The organism is Flavobacterium sp. WC2421, assembly GCF_040822115.1.
Classification (GTDB): Bacteria; Bacteroidota; Bacteroidia; order Flavobacteriales; family Flavobacteriaceae; genus Flavobacterium.
In genome coordinates, this window is record NZ_CP162004.1 from 1,462,917 (window position 1) to 1,482,548 (window position 19,632).

A 19,632-nucleotide genomic window follows, 5' to 3' on the forward strand; every position below is an offset into this window, starting at 1 on the left:
GGTTTTTTTATCAACAAAATGAAAAATAAACAGATATGAATAAAATATTTTTAACTTCTCTTTTGGTTCTTTTTGCCTGTATTGATATATCGGCACAGCAAAATCCACATTATACTCAATATATGTATAATATGAATGTTATTAATCCTGCATATGCAGGTTCGAAAGAAAGTATTTCTTTTGGTGCTTTATATAGAAAGCAATGGGTAAATATAGAGGATGCACCTACTTCTTTTACTTTTTCAGGGCATGCTCCTGCAGGTAATAATGTAGGTTTAGGTCTGTCTTTTATTTCAGATAAAATAGGCCCTGTTACTGAACAAAATGTGTATGGAGATTTCTCTTATACTTTAAAATTAAATGACACTCATAGATTGGCTTTTGGTTTAAAAACAGGTGTTTCTTTTCATAAAGTGGCGCTTAGAGATATTCAATCTTCTCTACCTGACCCATCTGAAGGTATTTTTGGGGAAGACATAAATGACGCTTCATTAAATTTAGGGGCTGGTCTTTTTTACTACACGGATAAATACTACGTTTCCTTTTCAATTCCTAATATGATGAAGTCAGCACATTTAGATTATAATGGGCGTGAGTACGGTTCTGATGTTTCTCATTATTTCTTAACAGCGGGATATGTGTTTGATATTAATTATGATTTGAAATTTAAGCCTTCTTTTATGTTGAAATCAGCATTTGATGTAAAACCTTCATTAGATCTTTCTGCAAATTTTTTATATATGGAGAAAATAGAGTTAGGAGCGAGCTATAGACTAGAAGATAGCTTTGGTGCTATGGTTAATTTTGCTATCACACCTGAGCTAAGAATAGGATATGCTTATGACCATATAATTTCTGATTTAAAGGTGACTGCACCTTCTTCTCATGAATTTATAATTTTATATGATTTATTTACGCCAAAAAAGGTTTCACGTTCACCTAGATTTTTCTAATACAAAATTTTAATTAATGAAAAGATATACAACAATTTTGTTTTTTGTACTAAATAGTATTAGTATTTTCTCACAAAATAATCAAACAAAATCTGCAGATAAATTATTTGACAGATACGAATATGTAAAAGCAGCGGATGCTTATAATATGTTAGTTCAAAACGGAAATTCAGATTCTTATGTTTTTAAGCAACTAGGGGAATGTTATTATAATATGAATAACACTTCTGAATCTGAAAATTGGTATGAAAAAGCTTTACAGACGAAGCAAGATGCGGATACATATTATAAATATGCACAAGTATTGAAATCCAATAGTAAGTATGATTTATCAGATAAACAAATGAAAATATTTGTTGGAATGGAACCCAATGACCCTAGATCTAAGGAGTTTGTTAATAATTCTGATTATTTATCTAAAATTTCTAGCAAAGAAAAATTGTTTGACTTAAAGAAGTTAAATATTAATTCTGAAAAATCTGATTTTGGAGCTATTCAATATAACGATGTATTATATTTTGCCAGTTCTAGAAATGAAAGCAGAAAAATTTATGGATGGAATAACGAGCCTTTCTTAGATCTTTACAGGTCAAATTATAATGAAAAAGAGGCTACTTATTCGGAACCTGTTCCAATTTCAGAATTGAATTCTGTTTACCATGAAGGTCCTTTGACTATGACTCAAGACGGTAAAACTGTTTATTTCTCTAGCGAAAGTTTCAACGAAAAATTGTTTGATAAAAATAAAAGTAAAAGAATTAAGTTTGGTCAAGTAAATTTATATAAAGCCACTGATAGTAATGGAAAATGGTCAAATATAACTCCTTTACCTTTTAACAGTAAAAACTATTCGGTTAGTAATCCATCAATAACAAAAGATGGGGAAACACTTTATTTTGCATCTAACATGCCTGGTACTTTTGGTGGATTGGATATTTGGAAAGTTAAAGTTAAAGCTGATGGAGGTTTTGGAGATCCTGAAAATTTGGGTGCTAATGTAAATACTTCTCAAGATGAAAGTTTTCCTTTTATTACAGATGAAAGTATTCTGTATTTTTCATCAAAAGGACTGTCAGGTCTTGGTGGTTTTGATATTTTTTCAATAGATTTAAATAAAAATGAAGTTGCCAGTAATATTGGTAAACCTGTAAACTCTGAAAAAGATGATTTTGCTTTTACTTTTAATAAAAAAAATAAGATAGGTTATGTTTCAAGTAATCGTAATGGTAAAGACCAAATTTACTCTTCGATACCTGTTGTTGAAAATGGAAAAATACATGCCATTGTTAGTAATTCTGTAACGGGTTCTGTTATAACTAATGCGAGAGTGGTTGTTTCTGATATAGATAAAAAGGTTTTGGATAAACAATTAACAAACGAAAATGGAACTGTGATGTATAGTGCTAAAAATGATAAATCATATTTTGTTGAAATTAGTAAAGATGGTTTTATTTCAAAAACATTTCCTATTGCAGTTAGTAATGGAGGTGAATATAATGTTGATGCTAAATTAGACCCTATTAATGTTGTTGTTACGGATACAGAATTTATCTTTAATCCAATATATTTTAAATTTGATAAAAGTGATATTACAACACTTGGTGCGGATGAACTTGATAAGTTGGTTTATATAATGTCTCAGAATAAGGATTTGGTCATTGTAGCTAAATCACATACTGACTCTAGAGGTAGAGATGATTATAATATGGATCTTTCAGAAAGAAGAGCCAATGCGACTGTTCAATATATAATTTCTAAAGGAATAAGTGCAGATAAAATATCAGGAAAAGGTTACGGGGAATCTGAATTAAAAATAAATTGCGTAAAATGTACCGAAGAGGAACATGCTTTAAACAGACGTTCGGAATTTATCATTGTAAAGAAGTAATTTTACTTCCTGTTAAAATAAAAAAGCGAATCCTAATTTAGAATTCGCTTTTTTATTTTAACCATGTACTGTTTCATTTTTTCCGTAATTTATGATAATGGAAGCTTCAAATTCAATCCATTCTTTCCATCGTTTATCAACATCAACATTGTCAGCATATTTTTTTGCAAAAGCTAAAAATGTGGTGTAGTGTCCAGCTTCACTAATCATTAAATCACGATAAAATGCAGCTAGTTCTTGATCTTTTATGTTTTCAGAAAGTACTTTGAATCTTTCGCAGCTTCTTGCTTCAATCATCGCTGAAAATAGTAAACGCTCACACAGTGCATCATTGCGACTTCCGTCCTTTTTCAAGAATTTAAAAAGCTCATTAACGTAGCTGTCTTTGCGTTCACGACCAAAAGTAAGTCCTCTTTCTTTTATAAGATCGTGGACCATTTTGAAATGTTCTATTTCTTCTTTTGCTATGATCATTAGTTCAGTTACTAATTCTTCTTTTTCCGAGTTTTGGGTTATTAGACTTATCGCATTAGAAGCTGCTTTTTGTTCACACCATGCATGGTCCGTCAATATTTCTTCAATATTTGATTCAACTATATTTACCCAACGGGGATCGGTTGCTAATTTTAATCCTAACATTTATTTGTGTTTTAAAGTTGTAAAATTAGTGTTTTCTTTCTTATTTATTGTCGAAATCATGGTAATGCGGTCTAAATACCATTATTTTGTATTTGTAATGATATAAGTTATGAATGTGATTGAAAAGCTATTAATAATTGGTTTTGTTTGGCCAGAGCCTAATTCTTCTGCTGCTGGTGCTAGAATGATGCAATTGATTTCCTTTTTTAAAGAAGAAGGTTATGAGATTACTTTTGCAAGTCCAGCACTGGATAGTGATTTTATGGTCGATCTTAATTTGTTGGGAGTTGAAAAAAAAGGTATTTCTTTAAATTGTGCTAGTTTTGATATTTTTGTAAAAGAGCTAAATCCTACGATTGTTTTATTTGATCGTTTTATGATGGAGGAACAGTTTGGTTGGCGAGTAGCCGAAAGCTGTCCTAATGCATTACGACTTTTGGATACCGAAGACTTACATTGTTTGCGAGTAGCACGTCAAAAAGCCTTTAAGGAACAACGTTTATTTGAGCTATCGGATTTGTTTTATGAAGATGTTGCCAAGCGTGAAATAGCTAGTATTTTACGTTGTGATCTTTCTTTAATGATTTCTGAATTTGAAATAGATCTATTAAATGCGATTTTTAAAATAGATGGAAGTTTGTTGTATTATTTGCCACTTTTGCTAAATGTAAATGAGATTCCAAACTTACTTGAATTGCCTTCTTTTGAGGAGCGAAAGGATTTTGTTTTTATTGGTAATTTTTATCATGAACCCAATTGGAATGCTGTGCAATATTTGAAAGAATCTATTTGGCCGTCGATTAAAAAGCAATTGCCAGAAGCTGTTTTGAATATTTATGGAGCTTATCCTTCTCAAAAAGTGGTACAATTAAATAATGATAAAGAAGGTTTTTTGATAAAAGGACGTGCTGAGAATGCATGCGATGTAGTTAAAGAGTCACGTGTAGTTTTAGCTCCGTTGCGTTTTGGTGCAGGAATAAAAGGAAAATTATTAGAAGCGATGCAATTTGGAACTCCTAGTGTAACCACGTCTATTGGTGCTGAATCTATGCGAGCTAATTTAGATTGGAATGGTTTTGTAGAGGATAATTCGGAGTTTTTTGCAAATAAAGCAATAGAGTTATACCAAGATAGAAATAAGTGGATTCAAGCTCAAAGAAATGGAATTGAGATTATTAAAAATCGTTATTTAAGAAGCTTATTTGAAGATGATTTCAAAGAATTAATCCAAAGCGTTAAGGCGAATTTAGTTCAACATAGAATGAATAATTTTATGGGTGAGCTGTTGCATCATCATACTTTGAAAAGTACGAAATACATGTCAAAGTGGATAGAGGAGAAGAATAAGTTTTAAATGATGGAATGCATAAGTGATGGAAGCGACATCCTTTTATAGAATGTAATAAAAGATATAGTGTACAGCCCGACCTTGCTGTAACGAAAGTGGAAGCAAGGATATGCTCAAATAAAAAACCCGTCAAGTTTTACACAAGACGGGTTTTTTTATACAGAATCAGTAATTATGCAAGCATGGTTACTGGGTTTTCAATGTATTGTTTTAATGTTTGTAAGAACTGTGCTCCAGTTGCTCCATCGATAGTACGGTGGTCACAAGCAAGAGATAACATCATGGTGTTGCCTACAACAATTTGTCCATTTTTCACCACTGGTTTCTCAACGATTGCTCCTACAGATAAGATAGCTGAGTTTGGTTGGTTGATAATTGAATTAAATTCAGTGATACCAAACATTCCAAGATTAGAAACTGTGAAAGTACTTCCTTCCATTTCTGAAGGTAGTAGTTTTTTGTTTTTTGCTCTTCCAGCAAGATCTCTTACACTTCCACCAATTTGAGACAAACTCATAGCATCAGTGAATTTTAATACAGGAACAACTAATCCGTCTTCAACAGCTACTGCAACACCTATGTTTACATGGTGGTTGATGGTAATTGCATCTTCTTTCCACTGTGAATTAATTTTCAAGTGTTTTTTAAGAGCCATTGCACAAGCTTTAATCACCATGTCATTGAAAGATACTTTAGTATCCGGAACACTATTGATAATTGCTCTTGATTTCATTGCTTCGTCCATAGTTACTTCTATGGTTAAGTTGTAATGTGGTGCAGTGAATAAAGATTCCGCTAGACGTTTTGCAATGATTTTACGCATTTGCGAATTCTTGATTTCCTCAGTAAATACTTCTCCAGCAGGAACAAAAACTTTTGGTGCCGGTGCAGCAGCAGTTTCGGTTTTAGCAGGTGCAGGTGCAGCAGCTTGTGGCGCTGCAGCAGCAGGTGAGTAGTTTTCGATATCGCTTTTCACAATACGCCCGTTTTCACCAGAACCTTTAACTTGTGTCAATTGAATTCCTTTGTCGCTAGCAATTTTCTTTGCTAACGGCGATGCTAAAATACGTTTTCCATCAGTAGAAGCTTCTTGTGCTGTTGGCTCTGCCGGTGTAGCAGATGCTGATGCAACCTCTTCAGTTGTTGCTGGTTTAGCTCCTCCAACTGTGAAGTTTTCTGCAATACCTGTAATATCTGTTCCCGCAGGTCCTATAATAGCTAATAAGCTGTCAATTGGTGCTGCATTTCCCTCTTCAATTCCTATGTATAATAAAGTTCCTTCGTTGAAAGATTCAAATTCCATTGTTGCTTTGTCGGTTTCGATTTCAGCAAGAATATCACCTTCAGCAACTGTATCACCTACTTTTTTCAACCAAGTAGCTACAGTTCCTTCCGTCATCGTATCACTTAAACGAGGCATAGTTACCACTATAACACCTTTAGGTAAAGCAGCCGGAGCAGCTGTTTCTTTTACTTCAGTTTTAGTTTCAGAAGTTGTTTCTTTCTTTGTAGTATCTTCTTTAGGAGTTTCAGATTTTCCTGCCAAAATTGCAGAAATATCTTCCCCTTCATTTCCTATTATTGCTAATAATGAATCTACAGGCGCTGTTTCACCAGCTTGAATTCCTATATGCAAAAGAGTTCCTTCGTTGAAAGACTCAAATTCCATTGTTGCTTTGTCAGTTTCAATTTCTGCAAGGATATCGCCTTCGCTAATTTTGTCACCTACTTTTTTAAGCCAAGTTGCTACCGTTCCTTCCGTCATAGTATCACTCAAACGAGGCATTGTAATTATTGTTGCCATAATTGATTTTATAGTTTATGAGGTATAAATGGATAATCTTCTTGTGCGTATACTACGTCGTATAATTGTTGAATTGGAGGATATTCCGATTCTTCAGCAAAATCAACACATTCTTGAACTAAGTCTTTAACTCTTTGGTCGATTGCGTCAATTTCTTCTTCTGTAGCATATTTTTGATCTTTAATTACATCTAGAACTTGTGTAATTGGATCAATTTTTTTGTATTCTTCTACTTCTTCTTTTGATCTATATAGTTGAGCATCCGACATAGAGTGTCCTCTATAACGATATGTTTTCATTTCTAAGAAAGTTGGTCCATCACCACGACGCGCTCTATCAATAGCTTCTGTCATCGCTTCAGCAACTTTTACTGGATTCATTCCGTCAACTGGTCCACAAGGCATTTCATACCCTAAACCTAGTTTCCAAATATCAGTGTGGTTAGCCGTTCTTTCAACAGAAGTTCCCATTGCATAACCGTTATTTTCTACAATAAAAACTACAGGTAGTTTCCATAACATAGCCATGTTGAAAGCTTCGTGCAAAGATCCTTGACGTGCTGCTCCATCACCAAAATAGGTCATTGTTACACCGCCAGTTTCAAAGTATTTATCTGCAAAAGCCAATCCAGCTCCTACAGGAATTTGTCCACCTACGATTCCATGACCACCATAAAAACGGTGCTCTTTTGAGAAAATATGCATAGAACCACCCATTCCTTTTGATGTTCCCGTAACTTTTCCTAAAAGCTCAGCCATTACTCTTCTTGGATCTACACCCATTCCAATTGGTTGAACGTGATTTCTATATGCAGTAATCATTTTGTCTTTTGTCAAGTCCATTGCATGCAATGCACCTGCTAGTACTGCTTCTTGACCATTATATAAGTGTAGAAAACCTCTAACTTTTTGTTGTATGTATAATGCTGCAAGCTTGTCTTCAAACTTTCTCCAAAGCAGCATGTCTTCGTACCACTTTAAATATACTTCTTTTGTAACTTCTTTCATCTCAATTGTTCTTTTGCTAAAGTTTTATTGTGTTATCAACTAGTACCTATAACGCAAAATAGTTTCCTCCCACAAATTTGCGAATTGCAAAAATAGGACATTCCAACTAAGAACTAAAATTAAAAAGCTAATTTTTAGCAATTTTACAACACGTTTTTGTTAAATAATAACGGGAGCAGGTTTTTTAGTGATTCTGATTTATAGACTTCGCCAGTTTCTCCCATGAAATAAATTTCTATTTGCGACTCTTGACGGATTTCATATTCAGCAATTGATTGTCTACACGCGCCGCAAGGAGGTATTGGTTCTGTTGTTTTATTGGTGTCTGAAGCAGCTGTAATCGCCATTTTTGTGATTTTTGCATTTGGGTATATTGCTCCGGCTTGAAAAATAGCTACTCGCTCTGCGCATAGTCCAGATGGATAAGCAGCATTTTCTTGATTAGAGCCCAATACTATTTTTCCATTATCTAATAATAAAGCCGTACCGACTCTAAATTTTGAATATGGTGCATATGCATTTTTCCGTGTTGAAATGGCTTGCTCCATAAGATTTTGTACTTCAATTGGTAATTCAAGTGTTGAATTATAAACAGAGAAATGGCTTGTAATAGTTATTTCTTTCATATTTTATAGGAAAAAAAGTCCAAAGTTCAGGGGTTGAAATTTGGACTTTTAATTTAAATTTTTATTATAAATTAATATTCATCGTATTTGTCTCCAAAGTTGAATGTAAGAGAGAAACGAAGGGTGTTTTCTAAAGGGTTTTTTACTTTTGAAGCTGAGAATAAATAAGACACATCTACTTTAACTACATTGTATTTAAATCCGGCTCCAAGCGAGAAAAATTTTCTAGCTCCTTTAAGTGGACTTTCATGAAAATAACCTAGTCTCATTGCAAATGAATCTTGGTATAAGTATTCAGCTCCAACTGCATATGTAACTTCTTTAACTTCTTCACTAAATCCGTCTGGTGCATCTCCGAATGATTTAAAAACTCCAGAAACCCAACCAATAGAGCGGTAATTGTCATTATTTTGAGCTCTTTCTTCAGCTGTAATAGTTCCGTCTCCATTTAGATCTGGATTTTGAGGGGTTGGAACCAATAGTTTACTAAATTCAAGATTCAGTGCTACCTTGTTGTAATCGTCAAGTATGAAATCAAATCCAGTTCCTACCTTTAAGTTAGCAGGTAAAAAGTTAGTGCTAATTTCGTCATTGTCATAACTTATTTTTGGTCCTAAGTTTTGAATATTAAAACCTGCTCTCCATCTTCCGTTAAAGTCATTATAGGCAATTTCTTCTGATTGATAAAAACCCGCAACATCAATTGCGAAAGAATTTGCTGCAGAGGCATCACCGTTGTCTGAAACTACTTTTAGATTAGAATGAATGTATCTTCCTGCTACAGCCATAGAAAATTTCTCGCTTAATTTTAAGGAATAAGAACCATCTAGTGCAAACTCATTTGGTGATACAATTCTGGGAACTTCATTTGGGTCTCCAGTTTCTCTTAATTCGATATTACCAAACCCAAAATAACGTAAACTTCCAGCAAAAGCACTTCTTTCGCTTATTTTATTATAATAGGTTAATTGTCCTAATGAAATATCATTGGCTAAATCAGTAAGGTAGGGTGTGTAACTTATAGAAAAGCCTTGTTTATCAATTGCAAAAGCATATTTTGCAGGATTCCATTGTTGTGAAAAAGCATCTGCTGAAGTGGCTACACCAACATCAGCCATACCAGCAGCTCTAGCATCTGCAGATACTAATAAAAAGGGAACTGCAGTTGTTATTACTCTATCTTGTGCTTTTGCAAAAGAAAAAGTGAGTATACTAGTTGTTATAAGTATTATTTTTCTCATTTTGATGTTAAAATTCATTAAACAAATATACTATATTATTAAAGTATCACAAGCTTTTCGATCTTTTCAGCTTTTTTATTTGTTGTGCTAGACTTGACAGTGAGCTTGTAGATATAAACGCCTTTGCCTATTTTATTTCCAAAATCATCTCTTCCGTCCCAAGTGATTTCTTTAGATAAAAAACCTTCTGTTGTTATGATTTGGTTTTTTGTCCAAACTACCTTTCCAGTTATTGTGAAAACTTGAATTTGAACTGTTAGTGGTTCGTAAGGTCTGTTGTGAGTAAACCAAAATTCAGTATAATTGACAAATGGATTTGGATAATTTAAAACATGTGTCAAAGTTATTGTTTCGTCTCCTACTACTAAAAATTGAATTTCGGTAGTTGTTGGATTATTGTAAACATCCCATGCTTTAAATACAATAGTATGCAATCCGACCGAAATGTCATGTAATGGGAATCGTAAACTTCCATTTGTAAAATCATCAATATTTGTTTGGTAATAATCATTTAGTATATATGGGTTGCTTATGTCTCCATCCAAAATAGCTATAATGTCGTGTCCAATTCCGCTTGCAGTATTAATTCCATTTTCATCTTCGAGAAAAGCAAGTAAAAAAGGAGATGAGTTTGTAATGCCTCCTGAAACAAATGTCTCGTCATTCATATATAACTTAACTTTTGGGCTAATATTGTCCTCGGCTGCATTTTCATTTATACCTCCTATTTTAATATTCGTGTCGTAGCCAGTTTCATTCTCTAAAACCTGCTCTTTTTTAGCGTAAAAACTTATTTTTCCATTGTCAAGAGGGATTCTAATGTCTCTTGGGACAACAAAATTAAATTCAAATATTCCGTTTTTAACAGAAGCATTTCCTCTAAATATGGTTTCTCCGAGTGTATTGAAATTTATTGGTGGGCTGTTTCCGTCGTTGTTATACGTTGTTCTTGGGATTGTCTTATCAAAAATAGTAGATGAAATTTCGCCGTTATAATTTGTCAGCGTAACATCATTTTCATCAGTTATTTCGCCAGTTACTTTCATGTGAGCTAATGATTTAAATGCATCCGTGGTTTGAGTTGTTGGGATATCATTTATTTTTGTAAGCTTTACTTTCGGTTTTGGAATAGCTAAAAACAATGCGGGATCTCCAATATAAAAAACGACATTAGTAGATGAATTCGGATTGCTATTTTTTGATATTCGTAAAGCCTCTGCAATTGAGGTGTATTCATTAGAACCAAAAGACAATAAGTTTTGAGATAAAGTGTCGTTGAAATTTTCTGCGCTAAATTGACCAATAGCGCGAATAGTAGTAATCATGGCAATAGCACCGCCTTTCGGGTTCCAATAGGTGTATTCTCCTGCTGTTGGTCTGGTGGGATTGTCAAAACGGGAAAACTCGCAAGTAATAGTAATGAATAATGGATATTTGTATTGATTGTTTAGGTTTTGGCTATCTGATTTTTCCCAAATTCGTTCAGCCGATAATCCATCCTCGCCACCGTGTCCCAAGTAGTTGAAGATTAGTGCTCCTTTTTCGAATGCATTAAAAAAGTCTGTCCTCGCTTTTGGATATCTAAAACCTCCAGCCGATGCTTCTTGGATATAAGAATCTAATATTATTTTATTGATATTAAAAAAAGGTTTTTGTGCCGTGATTCTGTCGGCCAAATTATTTTGTCTGCTTTGTAGGCTGGAATCAGATATTTGATCGGAGTCGTCACAAATCATCACGAAATTGTTTCTCCAGTTTCCGTATGATTTGATGTCATGGTATTCAATTACTTTATTAACCATATCCTCTGCTTGTGAAGGGTTGTTTACAAGCATTCGGCCAACCGCAATGTCAATTCCACCAAAATAGGAAATAATGTTTCCTTCGTTATCATCCATTAAACCATAAAAATCATCTGAGGCAAATGAAGATTCTCCAATAGTGTTGCTGTTTAAAGCATGATAAATAGGGACTATATTTGTATTGTTTATGGTTTTGTTTTTATAATCATAGGAAGCGTCTCCAAAAAGGTTTACATATTTGATCCTTTTTTCATCTGTAGAAGCATTGTCATATATGTATTTTATGCAGTTTCGTATTGCTGCAATATCTTGTTTTCCAGATGAAAATTCTTGATAAATAGACTCTGTAGTAATGACTTTTACATTTAATTTGGAATAATTCCGATGGAAATCAGCGAGTTTTTCTGCTTGATTTTTCAACTCATTTGGAGTTATTATAACGTAGTCAATATCTTGAAAGGCTCCTTGGTTGTTATTGAAAATTGTGCCTTTTATATTTTGGTTAGTTATTTTAGATTTAGTCTCTTTTAAGGGAGTGTAGTAGTCTAAAGCATCGATAGCGACGTATTTCTTGGTTTCTCCTAGATTTCCTTTAAATGAAAATAAATCTTGATTGTTATTTTCTACTTTGGTTATATTACTGGTGTTAGTAATATCCCATATTTGAGAAATTCCATTTGCATTAGCAAAATTGTAATTGACAATGCCTATTTCTCCATTAGAAGAGTTATATTGAAAATTGAATTGCTTGCCATATCCTTGGAGTTTTCTTTTTGCCAAAAGCCCAATGTAATCCAAAAAACCTTTGGATCCAGGAACACCATTGTTGTTGTATGTTAGTTTTATTTTTACATTTTCAGCACTGTTGAAAGTGGCATTGCTGGGTAAGTTGCCAACATAAAATTCAGTGTCAGAATTGGTGTTTATGGCAGGAAAAGTGATTTGTCCGATGGATTGACTGTTAGCGCTAACTTGAAATGATGTTGGGGTATAAGCGGCCGAAGCGGTTACGGCTTTAATTTTTATTGGGGTTGTTAAATCAATATTAGGAAAGTTGAATTCAAATTCTTGTTCTTGATTGATGTCAAATGACTCTCCAAACCATTGTCTTCCAAGGTGGGCAATATTGACTAAATCTGTTTCATGATATTGATAATCGTCAAATGTGTTTAGATTCAATGTACTGTTGCCTAAAGGTTGAGTCATTTGGCCCATTCTTTTACCATTGTCTCCAGAAGAGGTGATGTAATAGTACGACTTTGTATCGTAAAGGTTTATATTAGTTTGACTTTCTTCATTCCAAGTGTCAACTCCTTGAGCATAAAATAAGATATAATCATTAGTGTCAAATGTGCCGTCATCTTCACCAATAATTTGAATAGTATTTTCAATTAAATCATCTGGGTAATCAATATTATTTGATAAAGGAAGCATTTTTCCTCCATTGCCATATATTTTAATTTTTTTAGGATCAATTCCATTAGCTGGAAACCCTAATTCTTGTAAAAAACTTTTTGAAATTTTATAAACACCTGATTTTTCAATATAAAAACGATACCAATCGCCAGAGGACAAAACGGAATTGTAAATAAGTTTCGTGGTTTTGTTAGATTGATTAATTTTTGATGTTGAGTTATTGATGGTGTAAGAAAAAGATTTTATCCTTTTGTATCCATAAGAGTCCTTTATAATGGGAGAGAGGGTCAGGAAAGATTCTAAAACACCTCGGCTTTTGAAATTTTGTATAGTTGGGGCTATTACTTTTGGTGTGTTTTCTAGCTTTAAGTCGCCAAGTTGCTCTGCTGAAACAGATTCGTAATTTATATTTGAGATTAAAACATCATTTTTATCATAAGAATAAGGTGCTTTTAGCTTTAAAGTGTAAAAAAGAATCTTTTTGTCAGTATCATAATGAAATTGATTTCCAGTAAAGATTGGAATGTTGATTTTAGTATTTCCAATTGGCATCTCCGTTTTATCAAGCCATTCGATGGTGATGTTATCTGCGGTTTGGGCATTTAAAATGGAAGAAATTAAGGATAATGTAATCAGAAGTAGCTTTCGCATTATTTATTAAATTGTATTAATAATAAATTAATTGGAATGAGTAAAAATATAGCTTTTAGTGTTAAAATAAATAATAAATAGTATAAATTTGCGTTTGATTTGTATGAAATAGTTTAATATGGTTGAACTGCGCAAAATTTTTTAAAATGGTGTTGCAGGTTAATCGTTAATTATTATATTGCATCACTTAAATTATTACCTTTAAAAGAGTATGAAAGTAAACAAAATTATGGCATTTCGATTGATGTTATCGTTGATAATGATAGTAGGTTTTGCTAGTTGTAGTAAAAAATCTAGTTCAAAAAATGCATCAAGAGCTACCGGTTGGAATGTAGATAGCAAGAAAGCTTCTAGTAGTAAAAAACAAGAAGCGGGACCTGGTTTGGTTTTTGTTGAAGGAGGAACTTTTACAATGGGTAAAGTGGAAGATGATGTTATGCATGATTGGAACAACACACCAACACAACAACATGTTCAATCCTTTTATATGGATGAAACAGAAGTTACAAACTTTATGTACTTGGAGTACTTAGATTGGTTGAAAAATGTTTTTCCTCCAACAGAAGAGAACTATAAATATATATATGAAGGAGCTTCACCAGATACTTTAGTGTGGAGAAATAGATTGGGTTATAATGAAACCATGACTAATAACTACTTGAGACATCCTGCGTATGCAAGTTATCCTGTAGTTGGGGTAAATTGGATTCAAGCTGTTGAATTTAGTAAATGGAGAACCGATCGTGTAAATGAAGCAATTTTAGAAAAGAATGGTTATTTAAAAAAGAATGCAAAATCGCAAGATGTTACAGCTGAAGCTTCTTTTAGTACAGAAACGTATTTAAAAGCTCCAACAATGACATATGGTGGTAATGAGGAAATTGTTTTAAAATCTAAAGCCGGTAGAAAAAGCCCTAAAGCAGGTAAAGACGGTAAGGTTGTTGAAGCTAAAAATGTTTATGCACAACGTTCTTCAGGAATACTTTTACCTGAATATAGACTTCCAACTGAAGCAGAATGGGAATATGCTGCAGCTGCAGATGTAGGTCAAAGAGAATATAATATCTATAAAGGGCAAAAGAAATATCCATGGTCTGGTAGTTATACCCGTTCTGGAAAAAGACAAAGTAAAGGGGATCAATTAGCCAATTTCAAGCAAGGAAATGGAGATTACGGTGGAATTGCAGGATGGTCTGATGATGGTGCTGATATCACTAATGCTGTTAAAAAATATCCAGCTAATGATTTTGGATTGTATGATATGGCAGGAAATGTAGCCGAATGGGTTGCCGATGTTTACAGACCAATTATTGATAATGAGTCAAATGATTTTAACTACTTTAGAGGAAATCGTTACACTAAAAACAAAATTGGAGAAGATGGGAAAGTAGAAATTGTTACTCTAGAGACTATGAAAAAAGATACTCTTAGTAATGGTAAAATTATTGTAAGAAGTTTTCCGGGTCAAATTGCACAAGTGCCAGTTGATGAAAACGAAACGTACTTGAGACAAAATTTTGATAAGAGTAATAATATTAATTATAGAGATGGTGATAAGCAATCTTCAAAATATTATAACTTTGGTGAATCAGAGTCAGATACTGATAAAGCAAAATCGGATAAGAATATGTATAATTCTCCTAAACATAATGTTACTACAGACAGTTTAGGTATGATGGTTAGAAAATACGATAAGTCTAGTAAAAGAACTACTTTGATAAACGATGAAGTACGAGTTTACAAAGGAGGTTCTTGGAGAGATAGAGCGTATTGGTTAGACCCAGCTCAAAGAAGGTATTTTCCACAGGATATGGCAACTGACTATATTGGATTTAGATGTGCTATGTCTAGAGTAGGACCTAAGGCAGAAAAAAGAAAATCAGCTAGAAATTAATTTTTTTATATAATTATAAAAGTAAAAAGCCCTTTGATTAGGGCTTTTGCTTTTTTTAATCCTTTTTATATGGATATCCAATACATTCATAGTTTATTTTTAAAATGTAAATCGGTTTCAATTGACACACGTAAGATTGGTGTTAATTCTTTTTTTGTAGCCATAAAAGGGGAGCGATTTGATGCGAATACTTTTGCTAGCGAAGCTTTAGAAAAAGGAGCTTCTTATGTGCTTATTGATGATAAGTCTTATTATATTGATGAGCGAACAGTACTTGTTGATGATAGTTTAGTGGCTTTACAAGAATTAGCTAAATTTCATAGGGGCTATTTAAAGTTACCTATTATAGCTCTTACTGGTAGCAACGGAAAGACTACTACAAAAGAGTTAATTCAAGTTGTGCTTTCAAAAAGATACAATACAAAAGCCACTGTAGGGAATTTCAACAATCATATTGGAGTGCCTTTAACTTTATTGTCATTTACTTCAGAAACTGAAATTGGAATCGTTGAAATGGGAGCTAATCATAAAAAAGAAATTGAATTTTTATGTGAATTAGCTAAACCTGATTACGGATATATTACTAATTTTGGGAAAGCACATCTGGAAGGATTTGGAGGTGTTGCGGGCGTAATTGAAGGGAAAAGTGAAATGTATCAATACTTAGCAAAAAACGATAAATTAGCTTTTATAAATCTGGAAGATCCAATTCAAGTTGAAAAATCAAAGTTGCTAAAATCCTTTTCTTTTGGTCTAAATAAAGAAAATGCTGATGTATGTATTGCAGAAGTTAAAGCAAATCCTTTTGTGGAAATTGAATTTTCGAACATTATAATTCAGTCTCATTTGATAGGGCTTTACAATGCTAATAATTTGAATGCAGCACTTGCAATAGGAAAGTTCTTTGGAGTCGAAAATATAGCTATAAAACAAGCGCTAGAGAGTTATATTCCTGAAAACAATAGATCTCAACTCTTGTTAAAAGAGACTAACGAAATTATTTTGGATGCATATAATGCAAATCCAAGTAGTATGGCTGTGGCTATTTCTAATTTTTTACAATTGGAAAAGCCAAATAAAATAATGATTTTGGGAGATATGTTTGAACTGGGCAATGAAAGTGCAAAAGAGCATAAGGAATTAGTGGACTCCCTACTAGAAGAAAACTCTATTCAATGTTTTTTTATCGGTTCTGCATTTTACGACACTAGAATAGATAAAAGTAATTTTTATTTTTATGACTCATTTGATACTTTTTCAAATTATTTAAAAACAACCAAAATTATAGACAGCACCCTCCTTATAAAAGGTTCAAGAGGAATGGCATTAGAAAGGACATTGGATTTTATATAGTAAAAAACTATTACTCATCTTTTAAAAAAGGATATTATGTACGTCATAATATCCTTTTTATTTTATATACTCATTAAGAAACCTATTAAATTTTCTTTTTTATTAAGTTCTAATTTTTTCCTTAAACGGTATCTGGCTAATTCAACACCTCCATTAGAAATATTCATGATTTCGGCAATTTCCTTGGTTGACATATTCATCAGTAAATAAGTTGATAAATCTAATTCTCGCGGTGAAATTGTCGGGTATTTTTCTTTTAATCTTTTTAGAAAATCAAAATGTACATTTTTAATGTGTTTCTCTAAATCTTTCCAGCTTTTATCTGCATTTACTTCTTTTGTAATACTTCTGTTCAATTTTGTAAATTGAGATTTTGTCGATTCATCTAATGTATCAATATTTATGTCTTTTAGTTTATGAATTATCCCGTTTAAAATTTTGTTTTTCTTCACAACCTGTAAAGAGTTGTTTACTAGCTCTTTATCTTTTGCTAAGATCTTAATTTGAAGTTTGTCATTTTTTAATTTTTCAATCTCTTTTTCTAGGTCAAATTGTTCTTGACGTATTTTCGTTTCTTTTTCAAGGTATAATCGCCTTTGTTCGATGGTTTCGTAATATTTGTTTTTACGAATTTTCATTTGAACCCTTTTACGAATATAATAGATTGCTATAATAATAAGTAGAAGGTATCCTAAATAGGCTAGATAATGTCTATACCATGGTGGCAAAATAGAAAAATTAATAATGGCTACTTCAGATTGTATTCCAAAACTATTTCTCGACTTTAATTTCATGGTGTAATCACCTTCTCTTAAATTGGTATATTCTTTTATTGAAATAGTCGACCAATTGCTCCATTTGCTGTCAAATCCGGCTAATTGATAGGAATATTCTACGCTTTCAATGTTGTCGTATGTAGGGGATGAAAAAGTAAATCGGACATGGTTAGAAGAGTATGGAATTTCGTAATTCTCTATTGTTTTATTACCATTTCCTAATACCAAAGTATCTCTCGAAAAAGAAAAACTACGTATAAATACGTTTGGTTTGATTTTTAAATTATTAGTAATATTGGGATCGTAGTGCGCTAAACCAGAGGTTAGTCCAATAAAAACATTTGAAGGATCTATTGTTGTAACCGATAGGTAATTATTTACAAGGTTCCCTGTCATATTCGAAAACTCTGCTACTTTATTTTGATAATGCCCTTTTTTATTCAGCTTCAACATACCCAGTGACTCATTAAATACGTACCAAATGTTGCCATATTTATCTTCGGTTATTGAATTGATGTTTGGAATATTTTTGAAAATGGAACTTACAGATTTGTTTTCAGTAAAGGATTTTTGTTGATTTGAGTATTGGTAAAAATGATTATTCGTTTGAAAGAATATGTTATTTTTTAAATGATGAATACTTCCTATTCCTTTTATTTTTTTAGATAGGTTTTCGAATGTTTTTATGTTTTCAAAATTCTTTAAATCTTGAGATAAAGTCATTTTATATAAAACAGCATCCTTTTTTAGCCATAAATTCGTGGCATCTATTTCAAAAGTGTTCGCTGATTTTTCAAAACCTTCGATTTTGTTTCTAAATTGCCATCCACTTGCTGTGTTTTCAAATATGGCAAAACCATTGTATTTTGCTCCTATTATAAAGTTTGTTTTATTTGGAATTACTTTAAAACCAAAATAACCTTTATTGTCTAATGTTTTAATTGCTTTATTTCCGGAAATTAATAATGCACCTCTGTTATGGGCGCATAGTAACTGATCATTAATTATTTGTAAGTTCCAAGCTTGACCAGTTGTGCCTTCTACTAGTTTAAATGAATCTTCTCTAATTGTATTTTCCCAAGATTGATAAAATACACCTTGGTTTGTAGCTACATATAATTTATTTTGGAATAGTGCTGAAGCATAAACAGTACTTAATCCATAACTGAACCCGAGATAAGTAATTGGAGAGCTTTCGTTTATAAAAGTAATTCCATTGTCTAGGCCAAGCCATAAGTTGTTTTTACTGTCAATAAATGAAGTTAGAACAGTGTTGTTTTGTAGGCCTTTAGTATGATTAATATGTTGTATGATCTTCCCGTTTAGGTCACATACTATAATTCCATCTAGTACGGAATTTAGTTGTATATAATTGTCTTTTATTTTTACTCCACCAAGAGAGCTATTTTTTTTAATAAAGGAATTTGCTTGCGTATTCCAAGGGGCCATTTTTCCATTTTGATATATAAAAAGCCCTTTAGTTAAAGTTGTGATTAGTAATTGGTTGTTTGGCAAAGAGAACATTCCCCAAATTTCAGTATTATTGATATCTGTAGTGCCTTTTAAGGGGGTTAAAACACCATTTTTGTATTCTACTATTCCAAGAGAAGATTCTTGAAGGTATAAGTGGTCGTTTACTAGGAATGAAAATTGGAATCTATTAGGAGCTTCAATTATTTTAAGTTGATTGTTCTTATAACTATAGATTCTTCCAAAGGATTGAAAGATAATTGCTTTATTAACGATGTGTATTTTCCAAATGAAATCAATTAACTTGACTTGCTTTTTATTTATCAATTTTGATATAGAAACGTATTCCATTTTTCCTTTTGAATTAGGTTTGAAATAACCAAACTCATTATATCCCCCTACATATACTTTACCAGAGTTATCTATTTTTAAAGATCTGATAGCAGTGGAATTTGGTAAAATGTATTTTCTCCACGATGTTCCATCAAATTGGTAAAGCCCATTGTTATTGGCAAAATATAAATTGCCGTTTTTATCTTGATCAATATTCCAGTTTTGCGTTCCTCCTTTGTAATCGGTTCTTTTATAATTGCGTATATCTGGCAGTCCAATATTTTTTACCTGTGCAAAAATTATCGTTGTGAAAAATAAAAACAAAGCAAAAAAAACGTAGAATTTTGAAGATTTCATAATTATTGTATTGGCTCGTTATAAGTTGTAATGACAGCTGTAAAGTCTTAGTTTTTGTAATGTGAAACGAGATT

12 protein-coding genes are annotated in these 19,632 nt (G+C 32.5%); 5 read left to right on the forward strand and 7 right to left on the reverse strand.

The window, feature by feature from the left end; translation table 11 throughout:
* The first annotated feature begins 35 nt into the window (after positions 1 to 35).
* Entirely contained in the window at positions 36 to 953 is a 918-nt protein-coding gene (locus AB3G33_RS06170; RefSeq protein ID WP_367757027.1) for a type IX secretion system membrane protein PorP/SprF, read from the forward strand.
* Between the two features lie 16 nt (positions 954 to 969).
* Positions 970 to 2,841 carry an OmpA family protein gene (locus AB3G33_RS06175; RefSeq protein ID WP_367773416.1) on the forward strand — a complete coding sequence of 624 codons (1,872 nt, stop codon included), beginning with the start codon at positions 970 to 972 and terminating at the stop codon, positions 2,839 to 2,841.
* A gap of 57 nt (positions 2,842 to 2,898) precedes the next feature.
* On the opposite strand, the gene AB3G33_RS06180 is transcribed toward AB3G33_RS06175, so the two are convergent.
* A complete protein-coding gene (locus tag AB3G33_RS06180) occupies positions 2,899 to 3,480 on the reverse strand; it encodes a tRNA-(ms[2]io[6]A)-hydroxylase (protein WP_367773418.1) in 582 nt (193 codons plus the stop codon).
* 109 nt (positions 3,481 to 3,589) lie between these two features.
* Between AB3G33_RS06180 and AB3G33_RS06185 the strand changes: the two genes are divergently transcribed.
* Positions 3,590 to 4,834, forward strand: a complete 1,245-nt coding sequence (locus AB3G33_RS06185; RefSeq protein ID WP_367773421.1) for a glycosyltransferase — start codon at positions 3,590 to 3,592, stop codon at positions 4,832 to 4,834.
* Positions 4,835 to 5,000: 166 nt separating this feature from the next.
* Here AB3G33_RS06185 and AB3G33_RS06190 read toward each other — a convergent pair whose 3' ends face one another.
* The 5 genes from AB3G33_RS06190 to porU form a co-directional block, all read right to left on the reverse strand.
* A complete protein-coding gene (locus AB3G33_RS06190; RefSeq protein ID WP_367773423.1) occupies positions 5,001 to 6,632 on the reverse strand; it encodes a 2-oxo acid dehydrogenase subunit E2 in 1,632 nt (543 codons plus the stop codon).
* An 8-nt stretch (positions 6,633 to 6,640) separates the two neighbouring features.
* Positions 6,641 to 7,639: a pyruvate dehydrogenase (acetyl-transferring) E1 component subunit alpha gene (pdhA, locus tag AB3G33_RS06195; RefSeq protein ID WP_367757036.1), complete on the reverse strand. Its 999-nt coding sequence runs from the start codon at positions 7,637 to 7,639 to the stop codon at positions 6,641 to 6,643.
* A 143-nt stretch (positions 7,640 to 7,782) separates the two neighbouring features.
* Positions 7,783 to 8,265, reverse strand: a complete 483-nt coding sequence (gene cdd, locus AB3G33_RS06200) for a cytidine deaminase (protein ID WP_367773425.1) — start codon at positions 8,263 to 8,265, stop codon at positions 7,783 to 7,785.
* Positions 8,266 to 8,336: 71 nt separating this feature from the next.
* Complete coding sequence (gene porV, locus AB3G33_RS06205) at positions 8,337 to 9,506, reverse strand: type IX secretion system outer membrane channel protein PorV (protein ID WP_367773427.1); 1,170 nt, start codon at positions 9,504 to 9,506, stop codon at positions 8,337 to 8,339.
* Positions 9,507 to 9,544: 38 nt separating this feature from the next.
* On the reverse strand, positions 9,545 to 13,375 hold the full coding sequence (gene porU / locus AB3G33_RS06210; RefSeq protein ID WP_367773429.1) for a type IX secretion system sortase PorU: 3,831 nt from the start codon (positions 13,373 to 13,375) through the stop codon (positions 9,545 to 9,547).
* Between the two features lie 211 nt (positions 13,376 to 13,586).
* On the opposite strand from porU, the gene gldJ reads away from it, so the two are divergent.
* Both gldJ and murF read left to right on the forward strand, forming a co-directional pair.
* Positions 13,587 to 15,269 (forward strand): gliding motility lipoprotein GldJ, encoded by a 1,683-nt coding sequence (gene gldJ, locus AB3G33_RS06215; RefSeq protein WP_367773431.1) that lies wholly within the window; start codon positions 13,587 to 13,589, stop codon positions 15,267 to 15,269.
* A gap of 69 nt (positions 15,270 to 15,338) precedes the next feature.
* Complete coding sequence (murF, locus tag AB3G33_RS06220) at positions 15,339 to 16,622, forward strand: UDP-N-acetylmuramoyl-tripeptide--D-alanyl-D-alanine ligase (protein ID WP_367773433.1); 1,284 nt, start codon at positions 15,339 to 15,341, stop codon at positions 16,620 to 16,622.
* 62 nt (positions 16,623 to 16,684) lie between these two features.
* Here murF and AB3G33_RS06225 read toward each other — a convergent pair whose 3' ends face one another.
* Entirely contained in the window at positions 16,685 to 19,558 is a 2,874-nt protein-coding gene (locus tag AB3G33_RS06225; protein WP_367773435.1) for a triple tyrosine motif-containing protein, read from the reverse strand.
* Positions 19,559 to 19,632: the final 74 nt, after the last annotated feature.